13 protein-coding genes and 1 riboswitch are annotated in these 23,634 nt (G+C 40.0%); of the genes, 5 read left to right on the top strand and 8 right to left on the bottom strand.

Features of this window, described 5'->3' with window-relative positions; all coding sequences use genetic code 11:
- Positions 1-37: 37 nt before the first annotated feature.
- Entirely contained in the window at positions 38-991 is a 954-nt protein-coding gene (locus LY11_RS13215; RefSeq protein WP_211321548.1) for an endo-beta-N-acetylglucosaminidase H, read from the top strand.
- Positions 992-1,150: 159 nt separating this feature from the next.
- Complete coding sequence (gene tkt / locus LY11_RS13210) at positions 1,151-3,160, top strand: transketolase (RefSeq protein ID WP_111634149.1); 2,010 nt, start codon at positions 1,151-1,153, stop codon at positions 3,158-3,160.
- Between the two features lie 112 nt (positions 3,161-3,272).
- Here the strand turns inward: tkt and LY11_RS13205 are convergent, their stop codons facing one another.
- The 4 genes from LY11_RS13205 to LY11_RS13190 are packed head-to-tail and all read right to left on the bottom strand — an operon-like array spanning position 3,273 to position 9,997.
- Entirely contained in the window at positions 3,273-4,874 is a 1,602-nt protein-coding gene (locus LY11_RS13205; protein WP_111634148.1) for a SusD/RagB family nutrient-binding outer membrane lipoprotein, read from the bottom strand.
- Positions 4,871-8,200 (bottom strand): SusC/RagA family TonB-linked outer membrane protein, encoded by a 3,330-nt coding sequence (locus LY11_RS13200; RefSeq protein ID WP_111634147.1) that lies wholly within the window; start codon positions 8,198-8,200, stop codon positions 4,871-4,873. Before LY11_RS13200 ends, LY11_RS13205 begins: the two co-directional genes overlap by 4 nt.
- Before the next feature lie 43 nt (positions 8,201-8,243).
- On the bottom strand, positions 8,244-9,311 hold the full coding sequence (locus LY11_RS13195) for a FecR family protein (protein ID WP_111634146.1): 1,068 nt from the start codon (positions 9,309-9,311) through the stop codon (positions 8,244-8,246).
- Positions 9,312-9,364: 53 nt separating this feature from the next.
- Positions 9,365-9,997: an RNA polymerase sigma-70 factor gene (locus tag LY11_RS13190; protein WP_170132679.1), complete on the bottom strand. Its 633-nt coding sequence runs from the start codon at positions 9,995-9,997 to the stop codon at positions 9,365-9,367.
- 203 nt (positions 9,998-10,200) lie between these two features.
- Between LY11_RS13190 and LY11_RS13185 the strand changes: the two genes are divergently transcribed.
- From LY11_RS13185 to LY11_RS13175, 3 genes are all read left to right on the top strand, one after another.
- Positions 10,201-13,293, top strand: a complete 3,093-nt coding sequence (locus LY11_RS13185; protein ID WP_111634144.1) for a SusC/RagA family TonB-linked outer membrane protein — start codon at positions 10,201-10,203, stop codon at positions 13,291-13,293.
- A gap of 24 nt (positions 13,294-13,317) precedes the next feature.
- Positions 13,318-14,928, top strand: coding sequence for a SusD/RagB family nutrient-binding outer membrane lipoprotein (locus LY11_RS13180; RefSeq protein ID WP_111634143.1), 1,611 nt, complete (start codon positions 13,318-13,320; stop codon positions 14,926-14,928).
- Positions 14,929-15,020: 92 nt separating this feature from the next.
- Positions 15,021-17,276: a GH92 family glycosyl hydrolase gene (locus tag LY11_RS13175; RefSeq protein WP_111634142.1), complete on the top strand. Its 2,256-nt coding sequence runs from the start codon at positions 15,021-15,023 to the stop codon at positions 17,274-17,276.
- Positions 17,277-17,348: 72 nt separating this feature from the next.
- Here the strand turns inward: LY11_RS13175 and LY11_RS13170 are convergent, their stop codons facing one another.
- The 4 genes from LY11_RS13170 to LY11_RS13155 form a co-directional block, all read right to left on the bottom strand.
- Positions 17,349-17,798, bottom strand: coding sequence for a barstar family protein (locus LY11_RS13170; RefSeq protein WP_111634141.1), 450 nt, complete (start codon positions 17,796-17,798; stop codon positions 17,349-17,351).
- Positions 17,799-17,803: 5 nt separating this feature from the next.
- A complete protein-coding gene (locus LY11_RS13165) occupies positions 17,804-18,211 on the bottom strand; it encodes a ribonuclease domain-containing protein (RefSeq protein WP_111634140.1) in 408 nt (135 codons plus the stop codon).
- A 105-nt stretch (positions 18,212-18,316) separates the two neighbouring features.
- A complete protein-coding gene (locus tag LY11_RS13160) occupies positions 18,317-19,750 on the bottom strand; it encodes a SusD/RagB family nutrient-binding outer membrane lipoprotein (protein WP_111634139.1) in 1,434 nt (477 codons plus the stop codon).
- Positions 19,751-19,755: 5 nt separating this feature from the next.
- Positions 19,756-22,923 carry a SusC/RagA family TonB-linked outer membrane protein gene (locus tag LY11_RS13155; RefSeq protein ID WP_111634138.1) on the bottom strand — a complete coding sequence of 1,056 codons (3,168 nt, stop codon included), beginning with the start codon at positions 22,921-22,923 and terminating at the stop codon, positions 19,756-19,758.
- 134 nt (positions 22,924-23,057) lie between these two features.
- A riboswitch (SAM riboswitch) is annotated at positions 23,058-23,167 on the bottom strand.
- Positions 23,168-23,634: the final 467 nt, after the last annotated feature.

Below are 23,634 nucleotides of genomic sequence, written 5' to 3'. Positions count from 1 at the left end.
TTTAAACAACAATTAATCATCTACCAAATTAATTAGTATGAACAAAAATTTTAATGCAATCTTAAAGAAGACTGCAATTACTTCGGTAAGTCTTGTCCTTTTAATGGCTACAGCTTGTAAAAAGGATCAGCCAGTTAATCAAACTCCTGATCAGAATCTTTCAGCCAACCAAACTAATGCCATAGGCCAGGCCGGACCTGTTGGGGTTTGTTATGTTGAGGTGAACAGCAATGATATGTTAGAGGTTGGTAAATACAAACTGGCAAATGGCAAACAATTATTTGATATTGGAATAATCTTCGCCGCCAATATTAACTATAACACCACGACAAAAAAAGCGGAGTTGTTTTTTAATCCACAAGTTACCAGTGTTTTGAATAATAAAGCTACCAAAATTAAGCCGTTACAGGATAAAGGCATCAAAGTGATGCTTTCTGTTTTGGGTAATCACCAGGGTGCTGGTTTTGCTAATTTCCCTACTCAGGCGGCAGCTCAGGATTTTGCACAACAATTAAGCAATGCGGTAACGACTTATGGTTTGGACGGAATTGACTTTGATGATGAGTACTCAGAATACGGGAACAATGGAACGGGACAACCAAATTCAAGTTCTTTTGTCTACCTGGTTACTGCGCTTCGCCAGTTAATGCCGAACAAAATTATATCATTCTATAATATCGGCCCTTCTGCCTCTAACTTATCTTATAATGGGGTAACTGTAGGCTCTAAAGTGAACTATGCGTGGAACCCATATTACGGTACTTATTCTGTACCTAATATTCCTGGTTTGACTAAAAGTCAGTTAGGCCCTGCTGCAACTGATATTATGGCGACCAGTGTGACTACTGCAACAACCAATGCGACCAGAACTGTGAATGAAGGATATGGTGTTTATCTGTACTATAATCTGACTGGTACGAATAAAAGCACTTACTTATCAAGTATATCAAAAGCACTATACGGTGGACAGGCTACAACCTATACTCCATAGTATTCCGATAATACACACCATGAATGAGGAGAGGGGCGCTATTAAGCGCTCCTTTTTTTATACCGCTTATCTTTTATCGGTGTTCTGTAAAAATTGAATTTGTTTAAAACAAATCAGGCCTGGCGATCGTAGTAAAAGTATCACCATAAATACTTAAAAATGGATTCGAATCTTAACATTGAAGAATTAGCAATTAATACTGTACGTACCTTATCAATTGATGCTGTACAGAAAGCCAACTCCGGACACCCTGGTATGCCAATGGGGGCCGCACCAATGGGGCACGTATTGTATGCGCATTATATGAAGTATAACCCTAAAAACCCGGATTGGGCTAACAGGGATAGATTTATTCTCTCGGCAGGACATGGTTGTATGTTACAATACAGCTTATTGCACCTTACTGGTTTTAATGTAACTATTGATGATCTTAAGAATTTTCGCCAGCTGAACAGTAAAACTGCTGGTCACCCTGAATACGGTTTAATCGATGGTGTAGATGTCACTACCGGGCCGCTGGGGCAAGGATTTGCAAATGGTGTTGGTTTCGCCATCGCACAAAAGCACCTTGCTGCAAGATTTAACAGACCGGGATTTGATTTATTTGACTATAAAATTTACGCCATCTGTAGTGATGGTGATATGATGGAGGGAGTAACTTCTGAAGCTGCATCTTTAGCGGGGCATTTGGAGCTGGGCAACCTGATTTATTTATATGATGACAATCATATCTCTATCGAAGGAGATACTGATATTGCATTCACAGAAGATGTTACTAAACGTTTTGAAGCTTATAACTGGCATGTACAGGAAATAAGTGACGGAAATGATATTACTGCAATTATCAATGCGGTAAGGAATGCTAAAGCAGAAATCCATCGTCCGTCGTTAATTAAAGTCCGTACGCAAATCGCTTACGGTAGTCCGAATAAAGCGAATACTTCAGGTTCTCACGGATCTCCGCTGGGTGCTGATGAGATTAAACTGGTTAAAGAATTCTTTGGCTTTGACCCTGAAAAATCATTCTTTGTTCCGGCAGAGGTTGATGAGTTCTACCAGGCTGCGGGTAAAAAAGGAACAGAGGCCAATGAAAAATGGGATGAGTTATTTGCTCAATATAAAGTAGCACATCCTGAACTTGCGGAAGCCTACGAACAGGCATTTAAAGGTGAATTACCAAAAGACTGGAAAAAATCATTACCTGTATTCGCACCTTCTAAAGATAAAATGGCAACCCGTCAGGCTTCAGGAAAAGTATTGAATGCAATTGCTGCCAGCTTACCGGGATTAATAGGAGGGTCAGCAGATTTGGCCCCGTCCACAGATACTAACCTTAAAGAATATACTTCTTTTACACCGGAAGACCGTACCGGACGTAATTTCCACTTTGGTATCCGTGAACATGCAATGGGTTCAGCTTTAGTAGGAATGGCTTTAACCAGGGGGGTAATTCCTTTTGGGGCAACTTTCCTGATGTTCTCAGAATATATGCGTCCGCCGATCCGTTTGGCAGCCATCATGAAAATCAGACCTATCTTTGTATATACTCATGATAGTATCGGTTTGGGAGAAGATGGAACTACACATCAGCCGGTGGAACAACTTATTTCACTGCGGTCTATACCAAATATCACTTTAATCCGTCCTGCAGATGCAAATGAAACAGCTCAGGCGTGGAGAGTAGCGCTGGAGCATAAAGACGGACCGGTTGCGTTAGTCTTTACCAGACAAGGCTTACCTGTATTAGATCAGGAGAAATATGGCAAAGCAGAAAACCTTGAAAAAGGAGCTTATGTGCTTTCTGAAGCTGAAGGTACAACAGAACTTATCCTGATTGCAACCGGTTCGGAAGTTGCTTTAATTCTGGACGCACAGGCGAAACTAAAAGAAGAAGGAATTGCTGCCCGCGTAGTAAGTATGCCATCATGGGAGCTTTTCGAAAAACAAGATGCTGCTTATAAAGAAAAGGTTTTTCCGAAAGCTATTCGTAAACGTTTAGCTGTAGAAACTGGTTCTCCATTAGGATGGCATAAATATGTAACTGACGAAGGAGATATTATTGCTATGCACACTTTCGGAGAATCTGCTCCTGCAGAAGAGCTTTACAAAGTATTCGGTTTCACGATTGATAATGTGGTAGCGAAAGCAAAAGCATTGTTAGGTAAATAACAACCTGCTGGACAAATAACAGGAACGTGTTCACTTTTTGCCAAAAAATGAACACGTTCCTGTTATTTGTCCATTTTTCGTTAAAATATGAACATGAGCTTAAACCGTAGAACTATTTGTCCCACCATACTCTGGATGTGAGTAAATCTCCGCCTGGTAACCTGCTCACCGCGGCCTTGTAATTATCTGTGTTATTCAACACTTCTGTCGATAAATAAATCAACCTTCTTGGGATTGTACCATTGGTCACGTTTCCAGGATAATTAACCGGAACAAGTGCCGGATAACCTGATCTTTTCCAATTCATCCAGCTTTCAATAAAATTGAAACAAGTACCCGTACTCACCCAATACTGTGTATTAATCATTTCAAAAGACTTTTCCTGACTTGATTCATCCAGTGGATGCTTCGTCACATAAGCACTAATTACCCCATCCGGTATTGCCGCTAATTGATCCAGCTGTGCCATAGCCTGCAAACCACCTCTTAAACCATTGGCATAATGTTCTGCCGCAGTACCAGGAATATTCCAGCCCCTTACTTTCGCCTCGGCCTTTAACAATTCAATCTCCGCATAGGTCATCACAAAATTAGGCCCTCCCAGCTTCAGATAAACCGCAGTCCGGGGCCTTGAATATTTCCCGAGCGGTGCAAAATCAGCGCCTGTTCCTGTTCCACCCGGATACCCTGCATACTTGCTGATATCAAACGTGCCGCCAGACAGATCATAGCCATTCGGCAAACCGATTTGTACAGCTGTATCCGTATTTCCCGCCAGGTTTTCATTGACATTGTTCGCTAAACCATTTTGAGGAACCTCAGCAATAACTCCCAATCGCGGATCATCATTTTTTCTCAATTCGTCAATCAGTGTTTTGCTCCAGCGTACCTCCCTATAATCAGATACCGTTCTCAAAGCCAGGGAAGTACCATTCTGACCATCCAGATTTGACTCATCAGTAATCACTATCGCATTATCATTCGTATCAGAAAATGTTCCCGCTGCTGCTGCTTTTTCTACCCAGGGCCTTGCCAGATCAGGAGAAATCTTTGTTAAACGCATCGCTGCCCTTAACATCAATGAATAGCCAAACTTCTTCCACTTCACAATATCGCCCCTATAAAACAAATCTGCAGTTGGTTTCGGTTTCGCCGGATCTAAACCCGTAATTGCCTGATCCAGATCGGACAGCATAGCTTTATAAACATCCTCTTGCCGATCATAAACCGGAGATTTAATTCCTTCTCTTGCTTTCGATGCCTGTGAATAAGGGACATCACCATAAGTATCGGTAATCCGCTGTAAAATCAGGACAAACATAATATCACCAATATTAATCAGGTTGGAATAAGCGGCAGGGTCCTTGTCTTTAGCAAGACGCTGCATTTCTCTGATGGTAGAAGCATCCGCATAACCTTCCTCAAATATTCTGCCTTGATAATCTGTAAAACTTCCCGCGTTTACATATTTATCTCCATTGTTATAATAAAGATAAGTAGAAGCGAGCTGCTGCATCATTGTACTTTGATAAAGCAATTGATAGTATCCTTTATTGGAAGATTTGAACTGTGCTGTCGAAAGTAATTCATCAGGATTATACAATTCACCGGGCAATTTTGTCGGATCAGTATTGATCTTATCCAGCTGCGCCTTGCTGCAGCCAAACTGGGTGACAATTAAAAAACTAAGCAGCAGGGTACAGTACTTCTTCATGGTTTCTTTCCTTGTTGAAATTTAAAATTGACATTGATACCGAAAGTCCGGGTAGCGGGAAAAGATGCCCCCTCAATTCCGGCGTAGTTTAAGCTGGAGGAGAACTCAGACTCTGGGTCGATATTTTTGGTATACTTGACCAATGTAAACAGATTTCTGACTACTAAATCAATAGAAATTGCGCTGAAAGGTGTTCTTCTTAAACTATTCGAAGGAATGGTATAACCCAGGGTAACTTGCCTGATTTTGATGAAACTGCCATTCAGCACCGATAATGCCGAGATATTAGTGGCCAGCTGCGGATAATAATTATAAGCAGGTACATTGGTTGTATTTACGGTACCATCCGGGTGTACTCCGGGAGCTACAATACCTGTTTCTCTTCCTTCCAGTGTGGCTTTATTCAAGCCAAACACATAAGAATAATTCTCTGTTGCTGACAGGATCTTGTTCCCGTATTTAAAATCAATCAGCATAGAAAAATTGAAATTCTTATAATAGATATTGTTGCTGAAACCGCCATAAACATTGGGCAGCGTACTTCCCATAGGTTTTAATTCTCCCCGTACTGGTATACCATCAGAACCAATGATCATATTGCCATTGGCATCACGCAGATAATCATAAGCCATAATCTGTGTAACGGGTTTTCCAACAACCATAGCTGTGTAAGCATTTAAAGGTCTGTAAGTGCCTGCCAAAGCATATTTATTGGACCCGTCAATAGCTAATAAACGGTTATCAATATGACTCACATTAAAACCTGTTTTCCATTTGAAGTCTTTGTGATCAATAACTATTCCCTGTAAAAGTATTTCGACCCCGGTATTGCGGGTTGTTCCTAAATTGACATAGGCAGAAGTAAAGCCGGATGTGACAGATTGTTTGGCATTGATAATCTCATTATTCGTGATCCGGTGGAAATAATTGAAGTCAAAGAACAAGCGGTTATTGAACATTTTTAAGTTAATCCCGGTTTCAAATTCATTTAAGGTGAAAGGACGGAGATTATAATTGGGCAGATCTCTGGAAAAATTACCCAATGGAATTCCGTGTACATCGCTGGTTGTTGAATAATAAGTTTGTGTAGTATAAGGTTGTATAGGTTCTCCGCTGGTTTTGGCAAAACTTGCTCTTAACTTCCCATAATTCAGCCCCTTTAATTTCAGCAGATCAGAAAAGACGAAACTTGCTGAAACACCGGGAACGAAAATGCCCCTGTTGTTGCGGGGAAGGGTGGAATAAACATCATACCTGCCCGTTGCAGATAGATTCAGGTAGTTTTTGTAATTTAAATCAGCGGTATAATAGGCCGATTCTGTGACTATTTTAGCGTAAGTATTGTTGTTGATGACAGTGATCAGATTAGAAGCCGTATACAGGTAAGGAACAATAAATCTGGAGCCCATTAAGCCCGCTGATTCAACTTCTCTTTTGCGGAAATTGGTCCCCACAGAAACATCGAGGTTTAGATCTGGACTCAGATTTCTGTTCGCTGCCAGTAAAAAGTCACTGTTTAATTCAGAAATACTGGATTTTTTTAAGGAATTAATCCCGCCTTCTCCGTTCACAGAAAAAGCTGCGCCTGTAGGAATAACACTCAGAATATCGTCATCACTTTTATCATAACCCAGTCTGGCCTGCAGATAAATCCATTCGCTGAATTTGTATTTGGCAGAGGCCGAAGAAATAAAGCGGTTACGGCTTGAATAATCTGCCTGTTTACTGAGGATGAAATAAGGATTGGTTTTGTATTCATCGTCATTCCAGGGAGTCTCAGCACCCGTTTTTAAATTATATCCAGGAGATAAAGTTGCCTGGTTTATGTTTGTGGCCAGCGCAGCAATTCCATAATTTGCATTTAAAGGCCCATCACTCAGATAAGACCTATTTTTATTGTACTCGCGGATATAATTTCCGTTAAAAGTGATACTTAATTTTTTTGTCAGGTCATGCGTCGTATAAAGATTAACCGTTTTCCGGTCTAAATTGCTGTTTCTGATAGTGGATTGCTGATTAAGATTAGAAGCTGATAAGTGAACGGAACTATTTTTACCCCCATGACTTATCGAAATGGTATTGGTAAAAGCCGGGGCGGTGCGATAGAATTTTTGAATATTATCTTTTACTGCGGAGTAAGGGTGATTATTGCCGTCGAACTGAATGGTAGGCTTGCCATCCAGTCTTTCTCCCCAGCTGTACAAGCCAGAGGCTACGGCCGCGGCAACAGTTTCTGGCCGTTTGTTTTGTGTACCCTGTCCATATTCATATTGAAAGTCAGTATTGTTAATTACTTTATCAAAAGATAGATTGGTGTTATACTCTATGGCTGTGCCTGAGTTTTTCCTCGCGCTTTTAATCGTAATCAGGATCACACCATTTGCTGCGCGCGCACCATAAAGTGCTGAAGCTGCGGAGCCTTTTAAAACGGTGATCGTTTCTACATCGTCCGGATTGATATTACTGATTCCATCCCCGTAGTCCGGTCCTCCATATTCATTGGCACTGCCGCGTTGTGTATTGTCAATGGGAACTCCGTTGACTACAAACAGGGGAGATCCGGCAGTCATACTGGCTGCTCCGCGGAGTAATATTCTGGCCGATGAGCTGGGACCACCATTCACGCCGCTGATATTCAGTCCGGCTACTTGTCCTTCCAGCGCATTGACAATATTTGATTCTCTTGCTTTTGTCAGCTCATATCCGCTTATGGCGGAAATGGCATAGCCGATTTTTCGTTCATCTTTCGGAATATTCAGCGCAGTAATCATGACCTCATCCAGATCATTCTGCAAAGGACGCATGGAGATTTGTACTGAGCGCTGTTCCTGTACTGGAAATTCCCGGTACTGATAACCTACCTGGCTGAGTGAAAGAACTGAATTGGGGGCTGTAAGGATAGTAAATTCGCCATTCTGGTCTGTCTTGGTACTCAGCTTTGTTCCCTTAACCATAACAGAGGTTCTAGCCATAGGATTTGCATTTTCATCGGTTACTCTCCCTTTAATCAGTATACTGGTTTTGCCTTCCACTAACGGCCGGATGGCAATGAGGTTATTTTCCAATAATTTATAGGCGAAACCGGTGCCTTTTAAGAGCTGATCCAGTACAGTGAGAACTTCTTTTTCACGAACTTTCAGCGTAATTTTCCGGGTTGGGAGCTGCGCTGCGCTATAAATAAAATGATAGGGAGTTTGATTTTGTAAGGCATCAATGACCTGCTCAAAACCGGCAGATTTTAATTTCAGTGTTACCTTAATTTGTGAATAGGCATTCAGGGTAACCTGCAGCACAAAAAAAATCAGCAGTTTGACTACGGTCTTCATCTATAACATTTACGCGTCTGTTAGCTATATCGCTTTAGCGGTATTACTTCACAGGGTAAAGATAGATAGTTTTTCCTTGTATTTTGTAGTCGAAAGGGGTAATGAACTGTAACGCCTTCAAGGCTTCTGACAGGCTCTCTTTTTCAAACTCTCCGGTAAATTTATAATCCTTCAGTTTATCGGACTTAAAGACGAAATCTACGCCATACCATCTGGATAAACGCAAACTCAGCTCTGAAAATGACTCGTTTCTGAAAAGGAGTTTATTGTTCATCCAGGAAGTTTCCAGAATAGCATCCTTATCGTCTTTGTAATAAGTGAGTGGTGTGATGCTGTAAATATCTCCATTCAGGTGTTCAACGGCTGGAGTGGCAGCATGCTTTAACGTGAATTTCTCTGCAGGATTTAACAGAATATGCTTTTCAGGTCTTTTGTTGAGTGTAATTTCTACTTTCCCTCTAAGCAGCGTGGTTTCTGTTGCATGGTCATTTGGGTAAGACTTTACATCAAATGCAGTACCGAGTACTTTGATGCTGATATTTTTTGTATGTACGATAAATGGGTGCGTATGATCTTTAGCCACATCGAAAAATGCTTCACCAGTTAAATAGACTTCCCTGGTCTGCCCTTTAAAGGATGCAGGATATTTAATTTCACTTGCAGCATTTAAGGTCACCCTACTGCCGTCGGCAAGTAAAATAGTAGAGGTTTGCCTGCCTGGGGTATATGATTTCTTCCAGGCCATAGTTGCAGGAAGACCGGCTACATTTTTTGCCTTGAAAAACTGGTAAGCGAAAAAGGTGCAAAGGCCAAAAATGAAAATAGCTGCAATACGATACCATTGCTTAAATGAGCGTTTTTCTGCTGCTGGTTTGAAAATCGGTTTAGGGTTTGCACCAACAACGTTGATCCGCTCTTTGATCTGTTGAAATACTATATCTATGTTCTCGTAAGGTTGTTCTTTACGTTGAAAATAGGCGCTTAAAGATTCATATTCACGCCTGTAATCTTCATTTGCTGCAAGCATCGCCATAAAACCCTGATCATCATCGGCGGAGATTTCACCCGATAATTTTTCGCTAAGTAATTCAGTGAATTTTTGATCAGTCATTGGACGTTATTTATTGCTTTATATATAGTAGTACCCTTTTTTGTTAAAATTGCTTACAAGAAATGAAAAATATGTAAAAAAAATATTAAAACTGTTAAATTGACAGCATTATCGTCAGGCTTATATTTTGTATAAATAGCATGATAAGCCTTAAGACTTACTCTTAATTTATCTATCGCCCTGAATAATTGTGTTTGTACTGTCCTTGGTGAAATCTCCAGAATTTCCGCAACCTCTTTGTACTTCATCCCGTTTTCTTTAATGAGCTTAAAGATGATCCGGGCCTGCTGCGGAAGCTTGTCAATCGCCTGGTCTAATTTATGATGCAATTCTTTATTTTCCAACTGTTTTTCAGGATCAGTATTATCCATCATCCGGAATTCATTGGCAGGCTCAATTTCTACCAGATGAACATTGGCGTTTTTCTTAATATACTTCAGGGACTGGTTTCTGACTGCTGTAAAAAGATAAGTTTCCAGGTTGAGGATAACTGTTTCTGCTTTCCTGTTTTCCCAGCACCTCACCATGATGTCGGAGATAATCTCTTCGGCTACTTCTTTTCTGCCCACATAATAGATGCAGAATTTGATCAGCTTGTTAAATAAAAGATAATATAAAGCTTCAAAAGCTTTAACATCATCCTCTACGCAAACCTTTGTCCATAAAGGAGATAAGTCAGGTTTCAAAGCCTTTAGCAGTTAATTGATTAATAGAATAGTTATAAGAATGGGCAAGTTAAATAATAAAAACAATTTTCTTGTAGGCAATTCCCGCTTAAAAGGGGTCTCTACCTTAACGCGTGTTTTTTTTATAAAAAATACCGGGTTTGTCCTCACGGATTTCTGAAGACAAAAGAGCTAACCAAAATATTTAACTGTAATCAGCAAAAATGAAAAAAACATTACAATTGACGTGTTTACTACTTTACGCTTCGTCGCATGCTTTTGCAACGGTAAAGTCAGACCATCCTAAACTATTAACTCCTTTAATGAACATTCCAGGTTTCTCTGCTGCCGATGAGGTGAAGGGAACAGTGCGCGATGCAACCGGAACAACTTTGCCAGGAGTATCAGTGCAGGTTAAAGGAACCAAGCTGGTTACGCAAACCAATGCGTCCGGACAATATGGTATCACTGCTAAGGCAGGTGATATTATCGTTTTCTCCTATATAGGCTATGATAAACAAGAAATCACGGTTGGCACTCAGGCTACTGTTGATATTGTGTTGAAATCTAGTGCACAAGAATTGAATACGGTAGTGGTTACAGCTTTAGGTGTTAAGAAATCAGAAAAATCACTTACTTATGCTACGCAGCAGATCTCTAATAAAGATCTGACGACGGTGAAAAGTGATAACCTGATGAATTCACTAAACGGAAAAATTGCCGGGGTAACAATTTCACCAAGTGCTTCTGGTGTGGGTGGCTCTGCAAAAGTAGTTTTGCGCGGAAACAGATCAATTGCCGGAAACAATCAACCTTTATATGTGATTGATGGTGTACCGATGTCTAACAGCGCTAACAGTAACAGTCAGCCAACGAATACAATGGGTGGAAATACCAATGTAGACGGTGGTGATGGGATCTCCAATCTGAATCCTGACGATATTGAGAGCATGAGTGTACTAAAAGGTGCTTCTGCTTCTGCTTTATACGGAAGTGATGCAGCGAATGGTGTTATTATAATTACGACTAAAAAAGGAAAGGCTGGAAAGGCAATTATCAATTATTCCAGCTCTTTACAAGTAGATAATGCTGCTTTCAAGCCAGAGTTTCAAAATAATTATGGCCAGAGCTCAGCAGGATCAACTGATAGTTACGGACCTAAAATTTCTGGCGGAAGTCAGGACAATCTGAAACAGTTTTTTCAGACCGGAACAAACTTCACCAATTCTATCAACCTCTCAGGAGGATCTGAAAATGCGCAAACGTATGTATCCTACGCAAATACTGCTGCCAGGGGAATTCAACCTGGAAACAAGTTAAGCAGACATAACTTCAATTTGCGCGAAACAGCACGGTTCCTGGATAATAAGTTGACTGTAGACGGAAATATCAATTATATCGCACAAAAAATTGATAACACACCTGGTCTTGGACTATATTTCAATCCATTGACAGGTCTATACCTTTTCCCAAGAGGAAATGACATCACGCCTTATAAAAATCAATATGAGCTAGGTGATCAGCAAGGTTATAACAGACAGAACTGGTTTGTGCTAAAGAATGATGTGCAGCAAAATCCATGGTGGGTAACTAACCGCAATTTAAACTTCAGTAACAGAAACCGTATTTTATTGAACGGTAGTGTTAAGTATGAGGTGAACAGCTGGTTAAACCTGCAGGTTAGAGGAAACTTAGACAGAACTACTGATAGCTACGAACAAGATCTTTACTCAGGTACTACTGGTGTCCTTTCTAAAGAAAATGGACAGATGATCTTAAATAACCAGACAGTAGAACAAAAATATGGTGACTTCCTGGCTACTTTTACGGCACCTGCAATGGGTGACTTTAAGCTTGACGGAATTTTAGGTACAAGTATTAAAGATATTCGTACTACCGGTGTTACTATCGGAGCCGGACAAGGTTTAAATACACCGAATCTTTTTATTACACAAAATACAGTGCTGAACTCTACAGTGAGTAATGCAAAAACTTTGCCTGCAAATGGAAATCAATTGCAGTCCATCTTTGGAAATGCAAACCTTTCTTATAAAGATTGGGCATTTTTAACAGTTACAGGTAGAAATGACTGGTCTTCGAACCTGGCATTTACACCAAACGGATCTTATTTCTACCCATCTGTTGGTCTTAGTTTTATTTTAAACCAGATGTTCCATCTGCCAGAAGTAATTTCTTATGCTAAAGTAAGAGGTAGTTATGCAGAGGTTGGTAATAGTGTTCCACAATATGTGACTAACCCGGTTAACTATACTGATGACAGTGGTTCAATCGTGGTAAGTACGGTAGCACCTTTCCCAAAGTTGAAACCTGAAAAGACTAAATCCTGGGAATTTGGTGCTGATATGAGATTTTTCGAGAATAAATTAAGCTTAAGCTTCAGTTATTACAAGTCAAATACTTACAACCAGTTTATTCAGATTGCACCTTCTGTTGCTACTGGTTATTCTATTGGTTATGTTAATGCTGGTAATGTACAGAATACTGGTTTCGAGTTTATGCTGGGCTATAATGCGATTAAAACCTCTGATTTTGAATGGAATACTTCATTCAATGGTTCAAGGAATAAAAACGTAATTATAGATGTGGCTTCTAAAGAAGGTATCAATGAATTTATAATGACCGGAAATTATAACAATGGTTATGAGTCTCACATTACTACTGGTGGATCTTATGGCGATATTTATGGAAAGACATTAAAATATGATGCGCAGGGACGTATTCTGATTGGTTCAAATGGCACACCAATAACCAATAATGATTTTAGTTATGTAGGTAATTCCAACCCTAAATTTCAATTGGGATGGAGCAACAATTTTAGCTATAAAAACTTTAACCTGAATTTGCTTGTCGATGGAAAATTCGGTGGCCAGGTGATGTCGATCACTCAGGCAATGCTGGACGAATATGGTGTTTCAAAAGTAAGTGGCGAAGCACGTGACCGTGGTTTTGTGGAGATTAATGGTGTTGATCCAAATGGAAATGCGGTTACTCAGATTGACCCTAAATTATGGTATAAAACCATCGGTGGAAGAAGTGGTGTAACAGGACAGTACATGTACAGTGCTACGGTAGTACGTTTGCGTGAGGCTTCTTTAGGTTATACCTTCCCGATCAAGGACAAGTTTGTTAAAAACTTGAAACTGGCAGTGACGGGAAGAAATCTATTGTATTTCTACAAGAAAGCTCCATATGATCCTGAACTTACGCTTTCTACTGGAAACGGACTTTCAGGTGTTGATGTATTTAATCAGCCTGCTATCCGCAGTCTTGGTTTTAACCTTAACGTTACTTTCTAAGAACCATTATTAAAATTTAAACACATGAACACGAGTCATAAATTAATAAATAACAGCAGCCTGACTAAAGTTGCCCGTTCTGGTGCGGTCATTTTATCTGGTTTATTATTGCTTACTGCGGTAGGCTGCAAAAAGAATTTCGAAAAAGATGCAACTGATGGAACAGGTATTCCTGACAGTGAAATTAAATTGCCTACTCTACTTCCGCCTTTACAATCATCTATCTTTAGAAACTACCAGATTGCACAGAATTTAAGTGCAGATGGTTTCTCTGGATACATGATGTCTCCAAATCCTTTTAAGGCGAATTATGACCTGAACTATTCTCCGGTTGATGATTGGGATAAAACAGGATTTAATGATCAGTATACTTATGTAATGGCCCCTGTTAATAAAATGGCTAGATTAGGACTGAGAACTGCTAATCCTGATTTATGGGCAATTGCCTTAATCGTGAAAGTAGAAGCGATGCACAGGGTTACTGATAAATTTGGCCCGATTCCATATAGTGCTGTTGGTAAAACGTTGACCAATACGCCTTACGACACTCAGCAAAGTGTATATAATCAGTTCTTTAATGAGCTTGATACCGCGGTTAACAACCTGCAGACTTTTCAGACTGCAAACCCTGGTGCAAAGCCTTTCACAGCTTATGACAGGATTTATGGGGGTGATTATTCGAAATGGATCAAGTTTGCCAACTCTTTACGCTTACGTTTAGCAATGCACATTGTTAAAGCAGATCCTGCAACTGCAAAGTTACAGGCGGAGAAAGCAATGAGTGCAACGGGTGGTTTATTGACTGATGCTACTGATAACGCGGCTATTGCAGTGGCCCCAGGTTCGGTTAATGATCTTTTTCAGTTGACAAATGATTATAGCGATAGCCGTTTAGGTGCTACACTGGCAACCTATCTGCTGGGCTACAATGATCCAAGGTTAACATCATTTGCCAGTCCTGCAACTGATGCTGCTTTTAATGGTCAGTATATTGGAATCAGAATTGGTTCTAACATCCCGTCTAAAGGTGATTATACTACTTATGCAAGTTTAAATACAGTTAAAACATTTAAAATTATGGCCCCGCAGCAAATTATGACTGCTGCTGAGGTTTGGTTTTTAAAAGCAGAAGCTGGTTTAAGAGGCTGGGCTAATGCAGGAGATCCTAAAGCAAATTATGAAAAAGGGATTACTGTTTCCATGTCACAGTGGGGAGTTACCGATGCAACTGCCTATATCAATGATGCAACTAGTAAACAAGCGGATTATGTAGATCCAAAGAATGCTGTAAATAACATTAAGGCTGTTTCTACGATGACCATTAAATGGGATGATGCTGCTGCTAACGAAGTGAAATTAGAACGTATCATGACGCAGAAATGGCTGGCTGTTTTTCCTGAAGGACAAGAAGCATGGACAGAATTCCGTCGTACAGGTTATCCAAAGTTATTCCCTGTAGTTAACAATACAAGCAATGGATTGATTGATACACAAATTCAGATCCGCCGTTTACCTTATCCTTCTAATGAGAAAACCTCAAATGGTACAGAGCTTGCAAAAGCTGTACAATTAATTGGCGGGCAGGATAATGGTGGTGTCAGAGTATGGTGGGATATAGCGAAAGGCAATTTCTAACACAATAAAATTACACACACCGGTCTTTTTATCGTCTGTTTCAGGCATAGAAAGGCCGGTGTTTTTTTATTTTTACAAATTATATAAGTAAAATGAGTAGAAGAAAAACAGGTCTGATCTTTATTTGCAGTTTCATTTTTAGTCTTAATCTGAGCGCGCAGAATAAATTAAGTCAGTACGTAGATCCGATTATTGGTTCGGATGCACACGGGCACGTATTTGTGGGTGCGAATGTTCCTTTCGGAGCAGTTCAGTTAGGCCCAACAAACATTTTTGAAGGTTGGGACTGGTGCAGTGGTTATCATTATTCCAGTAATACCATCGTAGGTTTTACCCACACGCATTTGAGTGGTACCGGAATTGGTGATTTGAATGATGTACTGATTATGCCGGCTACCGGCAAAGTACAATTGGATAAAGGGACTAAAACCGATCAGAAGAACGGCTATGTTTCTACTTTCTCTCATGCCAATGAAAATGCTAAAGCAGGCTATTACAGCGTTATCCTGGATAAATATAAAATTAAAGCAGAGCTTACTGCTTCTGAAAGAGTTGGTTTTCACCGGTACACATTTCCTGCAAAACAAGATAATCCGCATGTCATGCTCGATTTGAGTGATGGAATAGGCTGGGATAAGCCTGTGGAAACTTATATCAAACAGGTAAACAGTACAACTTTGGTCGGTTACCGTTTGTCTACAGGATGGGCTAAAGATCAGCGCTTATACTTTGCCGTTAAATTATCACAACCTTTAAGCAGTATGTCACTTTATGACAGTACACAAGTAGCTAAAGGTATTGAAGGAAAAGGCAGAAAAATGAAAGCGGTGTTGAATTTCAAAGCTATAGCGCAGAATGTCCTGCAAATGAAAGTAGGTCTTTCTCCGGTAAGTTATGAAAATGCACTGGCGAATATAACTGCTGAAATTCCAGCCTGGGATTTTGCTAAAGTTGTGGCATCGGCCGATGCCAAATGGAATAAAGAACTGGCTAAAATTCAGATTGAAGGAAGTAAAGAAACTAAAAAGGTTTTTTATACTGCTTTATACCATACCATGATCGCCCCTACGTTATTTAATGATGCGAATGGAGATTATCGCGGAACGGATAAGAAAGTTTATCATAAGCCCGGATTTGATAACTATACCACTTTCTCACTGTGGGATACCTACCGTGCTTTTCATCCTTTGTTTACGATTATTCACCCGGATAAAGTATCGGACATTATCAATTCATTCCTGGCTATTTATAAACAACAGGGCAAATTACCTGTATGGCACTTAATGGGCAATGAAACGAATACAATGATTGGATACCATGCCGTGCCGATTATTGTGGACGCTTATTTGAAAGGTTACAGAAAGTATGATGTAGAGCTTGCTTACCAGGCGATCAGACATTCTGCAATGCAAAAAGAAGACGGGATAGAATATGCACAGAAACTGAAATATATCCCTGCTGATAAAGTAAATGAAGCTGTTGCAAAAGGGCTGGAATATGCAATTGATGACTGGTGTATCGCCCGTATGGCAAAAGCAATGCACAAGGAAGAAGATTATGTTTATTTCAGCAAAAGAGCAAAGTTATATGCAGAATATTTTGATCCGCAGATCGGATTTATGCGTGGTAAACTTGCAGATGGCAGCTGGCGAAAACCTTTTGATCCGGTAGCTTCAAAACACCGCGAAGATGATTATACGGAAGGAAATGCCTGGCAGTATACCTGGCTGGTTCCACAAGATCCTGAAGGATTAATTCATTTATTTGGTGGTGAAGCGGGTTTTACAAGAAAACTGGATTCTTTATTCAGCATCAGTTCTGTGGTAGAGGCAGGCGGATCTCCGGATATTAGTGGTTTGATCGGTCAGTACGCACAAGGGAACGAACCTAATCACCATACACCTTATTTATACGCTTACGCAGGGAAACCATGGAAAACTGCACAGGTAGTACGTCAGATTACAGATTCATTATATACTTCTAAACCTGATGGCCTTTGTGGTAACGAAGACTTAGGACAGATGTCATCGTGGTATGTATTCTCGGCTTTAGGATTTTACCCTGTTAATCCTGCTAACGGAGCCTATGTATTTGGTTCTCCATTGGTAGATCATGCAATTATTAATCTTCCGGGTGCAAAGAAATTCGAAATGAAAGTGATTGGTAACAGTCCTAAAAATAAGTATATCCAGAAAGCTGTTTTAAATGGCAAACCTTATACTAAAAATTACCTCTTGCATGCGGCTATTGTTGCAGGCGGGGAGCTTACCTTGTACATGGGCGATCAGCCCTCTGCGACCTGGGGGGTGAATTTAGAAGACCGGCCTAAATCTGGCGGAGCTGAATAAGCTTTACCCATTTAATAAAAAAGGCGACCCTTAACAGGTCGCCTTTTTTATTAAATGATATTTATCAACTGGCTATTTTGCTTCATGATAACTGATCTTCAGTTTTTCCAGTTCAGCCGCTGCAACAGTCCCTTTTTCTATATAGATATTAAAGACAGCTTTATTTCTGAAGTCTTCCTCTCCCGGATAATTAGGTACATTGTCCCATTGCTCAGCTACTTCATTCAATAAACCCAGTAAATTGGTCTTTCTGGCCGGATTCTTTTCCTCACATAAGAAAAAGGAATAATTACGGACTACAATCGCAAACTGGGTTTCTTTCAGCCAGCTTAAATCATTCAGTAACTCTTCCAGTGAATCCAGGCTGCTGCTATAATAATCCGGAAAGTCCAGTTGTCTGGCTAACTCGTGAATAAATTCATCCACAGTTACAATTTCACGTCCATCTATATTTACGATACGTGTATTGTCTTTAATCAAATCCTTTTCTTTTCCAGCTTCAAAGAGGCAAAATCCGTTCATATCTTTTAAAATTTTGTAAATGTTTTATAGTGGTCCCCGGTATAATAGCGGACACCATCTGCGCCAATTATAATTCTTTCCGCCCCTCTGTTCTGTCCCTGAACTTTCGGGTTAATATCATATTCCTTATAAGCTACGCCCTGCGGCAATAACCCTTCCCGGTTCTTGAAGACTGTTCCGCCAACATACCCTTGCGGAGCTTTGTTGTTTTTAGCCACATAGGCTGCCACGGTATAGGCCTTTTGCGGAACACCCGCTACCTTCACATTATCTTCACTATCTGCATCTGTTGACGATGAACTATCAACAGCTGTTTTTTCCAGTTGGGTTGTTGTCTGCTCTGTTACCGCATGAGATCCTTTACAGGAAAAAAGCAGGAAACAGCAGGTAATCAGGCTAAGTAAAATTCTCATAATTTAAACAGTCTCCTTAAATATCAGTGATTTATATGATAAATTTATAAGATTCTTAAGAATTAATAGAATGATAATCTCAATAAAACATTTATAAAGTGATACTTAATTTACATCAAACCAAAGTTTGGTCGTTAAAGCATCTGCTCCCTGATGTGCAACTGCTGCTTTATAACCATCAGGATTTAAAGACTGCTCGTTTCCAGGGTAAATAAACCTTACAGGTATTTTACCATTCAATGCACCTGCAACCGAAGGGGTAAGTATTGGATAATCCAGTCTTCTCCATTCTGCGAATGCTTCCAGACCCTGACCAAACAAGGCGATCCACTTCTGGTTTCCTATTGACTTTTTGTAATTTGACGCATCATACTGAACATCTGCTCTCGCTTTATAAGTGGCAATATCTGCAGTAGAAATACCGTATTGCAATAAAGAAGCTTCTATCGCCTGGTTGTAAAGTGATGCCGCATCTTCACCCGTAAATCCTCTGGCAGCAGCCTCCGCACGATCAAACAATATTTCTGCATAACTGATAATTACAGCGGGTGCTGTTGGCGCAATAAAATAAGCACCAGGTTTTGAAGTACTGGTTAAGCCCAACGCCGCAGCATCACCCGTAAGCAACCCATTAGGTACGCCGGTATAAAGTTGTGTTTTCACCGCTTTGCTTGCAAACACAGGCAGGCGGGGATCGTTTAAGGCAGTTAACTGATCAACTACTGTTTTACTGACGCGGTAATCATCACGGGTATCAAACAGGTTGCTGATTGGATTTTGGTTCGGAGAAGCTTTATAGTTCAATTGTGCATTTTCAGCATTTGAACTGATATAAGTTCCGCCTTCTGCTTGTATATCGGCAATCACCTGTTTCGCTAAAGCTGGTTCGCGGTCCGAAATACGCAAAGCAATTCTTAAACGCAGAGAGTTGGCAAACTTTTTCCAGCTGGCAATTGAATTTGCATAAATAACGTCACCTAAAATTGCTTTTCCAGCAGGATCTAAATTAGTTTGTGCAGTTTTCAGATCATTTAATATGCCAAGATATACGTCTCTTTGCGCATCATATTTTGGGGTCAGGAATTCACTTATATTGCCCGATTGTGAATAAGGAACATCACCATAAGCATCAGTTTCCAGTGCGAATATCCATGATTTCAGCACCAGTGCAACACCTTTATAGTTGGTGTTTCCCTGCGCATCTGCCAGTTTAATCAGCTGATTCAGGTTGACAATTCCCAGGTGGTAACCAGTTGTCCAAAGGTCTTGAAAAGCGGTGTTGCTGAAAATATATCTGTCCGGATCTGTATATTGAATTTTTGCCCAGTGTTGTACAAACAATAAGCTTGAATTCATATTATTGGTGGTACCCCAATAAGTATCGGAGGTATTTTTAATGGCTGCCGTTAACAGGAATTCAGGTTGTGCATTCTGTGAGGCATTGGGGTCTATATTTGTATCAGTCAGATCTTTCTTGCAAGAAGCAGCAGTGATCAGTAATAAACCAGATAATAAAAGAGGTATATATTTTTTTCTCATGGAAATTAGAATTTGAAATTAAGATTGAAACCAATAGTACGTACAGTTGGCAGGCCAAGATCTTCTAGTCCTTGTCCGTTGCCTGTGTTAAATGCAGACTCAGGATCTATATTAGGTACGTTTTTATGCAAAATAAATAAGTTTCTGCCCACTGCTGAGATCGTTGCGCTTTGCAGGCCAATAGATTTTATCCATTGATCAGGCAGTGTATAGCCTAATTTGATTTCTCTCAGTTTGATATACGTTGCACTGTAAACAGATGCTTCATCTATATTATTGAAGGCTTTATAATATTGACTGGCAGGAATAATGGTATTGTTTTGTGAGCCATCTGCTAAAGAACCTTTGAAGATCATACCATCATCATAGATGGTTGACCCTGCAGGAGCAGCCACGCCAGGTGTAATTTGTACGGCTTTACCAGCAGCATTCTTGTAATAAGTCAGTCCGCCGTTTTCAGCACCACGTCCTGGAAGGGTAGAAGCCAGTACGCCAGTATAAGTTCCGGTAGCATTGGTCCCAGAGTAAATTTTACCGCCAATATGCGCATCCACCAAAACACTTAAATTAACTCTTTTGTAAGTGAAACTATTGGTAATACCACCTAACCAATCTGGTGTATATTTTCCAAGGATCTTTTTGGTAGGACTTGCCTGAGGAGTTCCGTCTGCGCCAACAATAATATCTCCGGCAGCGTTCCTGTCGTAAGCAGTTCCGAAAATACTACCGTAAGGCTGTCCGACAGTCGCCAGAATCTGAACTGATCCGTCAGATCCCAGTTGATAACTTTGTACACCCTGATAAAGATCTTTTACCTTACTGCGGTTCATTGAATAGTTTACATTAATATCCCACGTAAAGTTTTTAGTTTTAATAGGGGTTACTCCAAACTGTGCCTCAATTCCTTTATTATTAATTGTACCCCCATTTACCAGTTTCTTAAGGAAACCAGTTGTCGGGCTTACATCCAGACTTAAGATCTGGTTGATACTATTGGTATTGTAAACACTGAAATCAAGACGAACTCTGTTTTTAAATAAACCAACCTCAAAACCTGCTTCCGTAGATTTAGTCATTTCCGGTTTCAGATTAGGGTTCAGTTCTATATCTCCCAGGTTCTGCTGAGGATTACTATCAAATGGGGCAGTGAAAGCGTAATTATTGATCAATTGATAAGGGTTCGCATCCTTACCAACCTGTGACCAGCCACCGCGAAGTTTCGCAAAGTTCAGCACGTCACTTTTAATATCAAATGCTTCGGTAAGGATTAAACTCGCATTAACCGAAGGATAGAAATAAGAGCGGTTTTGAACAGGTAAAGTCGATGACCAGTCATTTCTGGCCGTGAAGTTCAGGTAAGCATAATTTCTGAAGCCCAGTTGAGCAGATCCGAAGGTACTATATACCCGTTGTCTGTTGTAAATATTAGAAGAAATCAGCGGATCACGTGAATTACTTAGCGTATAAAGATTATTTACGGCCAGTTTAGGTGCTTTCTGATCATTGTTCTCGAAAGTAGTCGTTCTGATGTTTCCACCTAATAAAAGGTCAATATTAAAATCCTCATTTACTTTCTTGGTATAAGCCAATCGTCCTTCGGTGTTGTTCTCACTAAAAGTATAAGCATCTTCTTCATAAGAGCCGAATGGAGTACCATTGGTTCCATAAGCGATTTTTATCTTTCTGCGGTCGTTATAATAATCATTACCTGTTCTGAAGTTTGCAGATAAACCATCGATGATTTTGTAGTTCAGTTCTGCACTTCCAATCAACCTGTTACGTACCTGGCCTACTGTGTTTTCATAGGCAACAAAATATGGATTACTGTAATAGCTGTTGTTCCAGTTGATGTCTTTTCCGTTCGCATCTTTGTAGGTCTTTAATTGGTCTACATCAACCTGACGGCCAAACCATGTGAACTGCAGCATGGTGCTGCTTGCTCTTTTTCCTCCTGAACCAGGCAGGTTAGCATTGGTGTTTATATAGTTCGCTGAAGCATTAAAAGTCAGCTTTGGCGTTATTTTATAAGTTGCATTCAGTAAAAATGAATTTTTTGATTGAGAAGAGTTCGGAATGACACCCGTCTGATCCAGGTTGTTATAAGAAAAACGTAAATCATATTTATCTCCTGAACCTGAAATTGCAATTCCATTATTCAATGTGCGGCCTGTATTAAAGAAGTCACGTACATTATTTGGATGTGCGATAAAAGGTACAGCTACTCCGTTAGAGTTAAATTGCGGGATTAAACGACCGTCTAATCTTGGGCCCCAGCTTTCATCTACTCCATCATTCAGGCCTCCGCCTTTACCATCAACATAACTGAATTGACCATTAGCACCTTGTCCGAATGAATTCTGGTAGGATGGAATAGTTAACAAAGTAGAGAAGGTTGCATTGGAGTTGACACTGATTCCCAGACCTGGAGAGTTCTTCCCTTTTTTAGTTGTAATCAGTACCACACCTGCCGCTGCACGCGAGCCGTAAAGTGCCGCCGCATTAGGGCCTTTCAAGACACTCATAGATTCAATATCCTCCGAATTGATGTCAGAAATCGTATTAGCAAAATCCCGTGACCCACCTGTACCTAAATTTTGTGAGTTATCTACTGGTACTCCATCGATTACAAATAGTGGCTGATTAACTCCCGAAATAGAAGTTTCTCCGCGGATAATAATTCTGGAAGAACCCATATCTCCCTGGCTATTGGTGATCTGTACACCGGCTACCTTACCTGAAATTGAATTCAGCAGGTTGCTTTCTTTCGCTTCGGAAATATCTTTCGATTTTAATTCCTGAACCGAATACCCTAATGATTTTTTCTCTTTGGGGATATTCAGGGCTGTCACTACAACTTCACTCAATTCATTAGAAGATTCATCTAATTGTATGGTAATCGGGTTTGTTGAAGTTACTTTGAGTTCTTGTGTGGCATAACCAATAGATACAATTTTCAGTATATCATTAGGTTTTGCAGTAATCGAAAATTTACCACTTCCATCAGTTTGTGTGCCCGAATTTGTTCCTTTAACGGAGATACTTACTCCGGGAACAGGTTGCCCGTTAGATTTCTCGGTGACCACCCCGGTAATTTTAGCGGTTTGCGCCGCTGCGGTCTGTACGATGATAAAGGATAGCAGGATCCCAAATAAGTATTTGTAAGTTTTATACATATTAATGGTCTAGTTATATAATTGGTGTGTTTAATTCAATTTATTACACGCAGCGCCCTTTGAACAACTCTATTTATCAGAAATAATTAAGGGAATAGATGACAGCAACCAATTTATTTTGTAGGTATATCTGTCACTTATCTTTTCCGCTTAAAGTGGATAGGAGTTAGCACCTTTTACAATTTGGGGTGTATAGGTTGCTAAGACTTCATAGGGCCTTTCCCTCGGTCTTTCTTGATAAGTAGAAATCAATGAACAGCTAATTGTCGGGCAAATATATAAATAAACTACTAAATCTATAGTATATATTTTATTAGTAGTATATTCTGATATTTGGCAGACAATTGACAGTTATTCTGCGGAGCGCTATAACACAGAAAAGGCCGCTCCTAGTTAGAGAATGGACATGCCCCAAAAAGTTAGACACTTTTTGGGGCATTTTTTATGAGTAGAAAACAGAAATACGAGTATCAATTTAAACTCGATTTAGTCAACCAGGTAATCAGAGAAGAAAATTGTGTGCATGGACTTTCCAAAGTGCATGGATTGGCAAAATCATAGTTACAATTTTGGTGTAAACTCCATGAACATCACGGAGAAAAAGGATTGGAAAACATGGTGGTTAAAAGGTATACCGCAGATGAAAAACTTGAAATCATTCGGTATTATCAGGCAAGCGGATTATCTTTGATTGACACCTGTGCGATTTTC

It is taken from the genome of Pedobacter cryoconitis, assembly GCF_003259615.1.
Lineage (GTDB): Bacteria > Bacteroidota > Bacteroidia > Sphingobacteriales > Sphingobacteriaceae > Pedobacter > Pedobacter cryoconitis.
The sequence above is the reverse complement of the archived record's forward strand: the minus strand, read 5'-3'. Positions and strand labels throughout refer to the sequence as shown.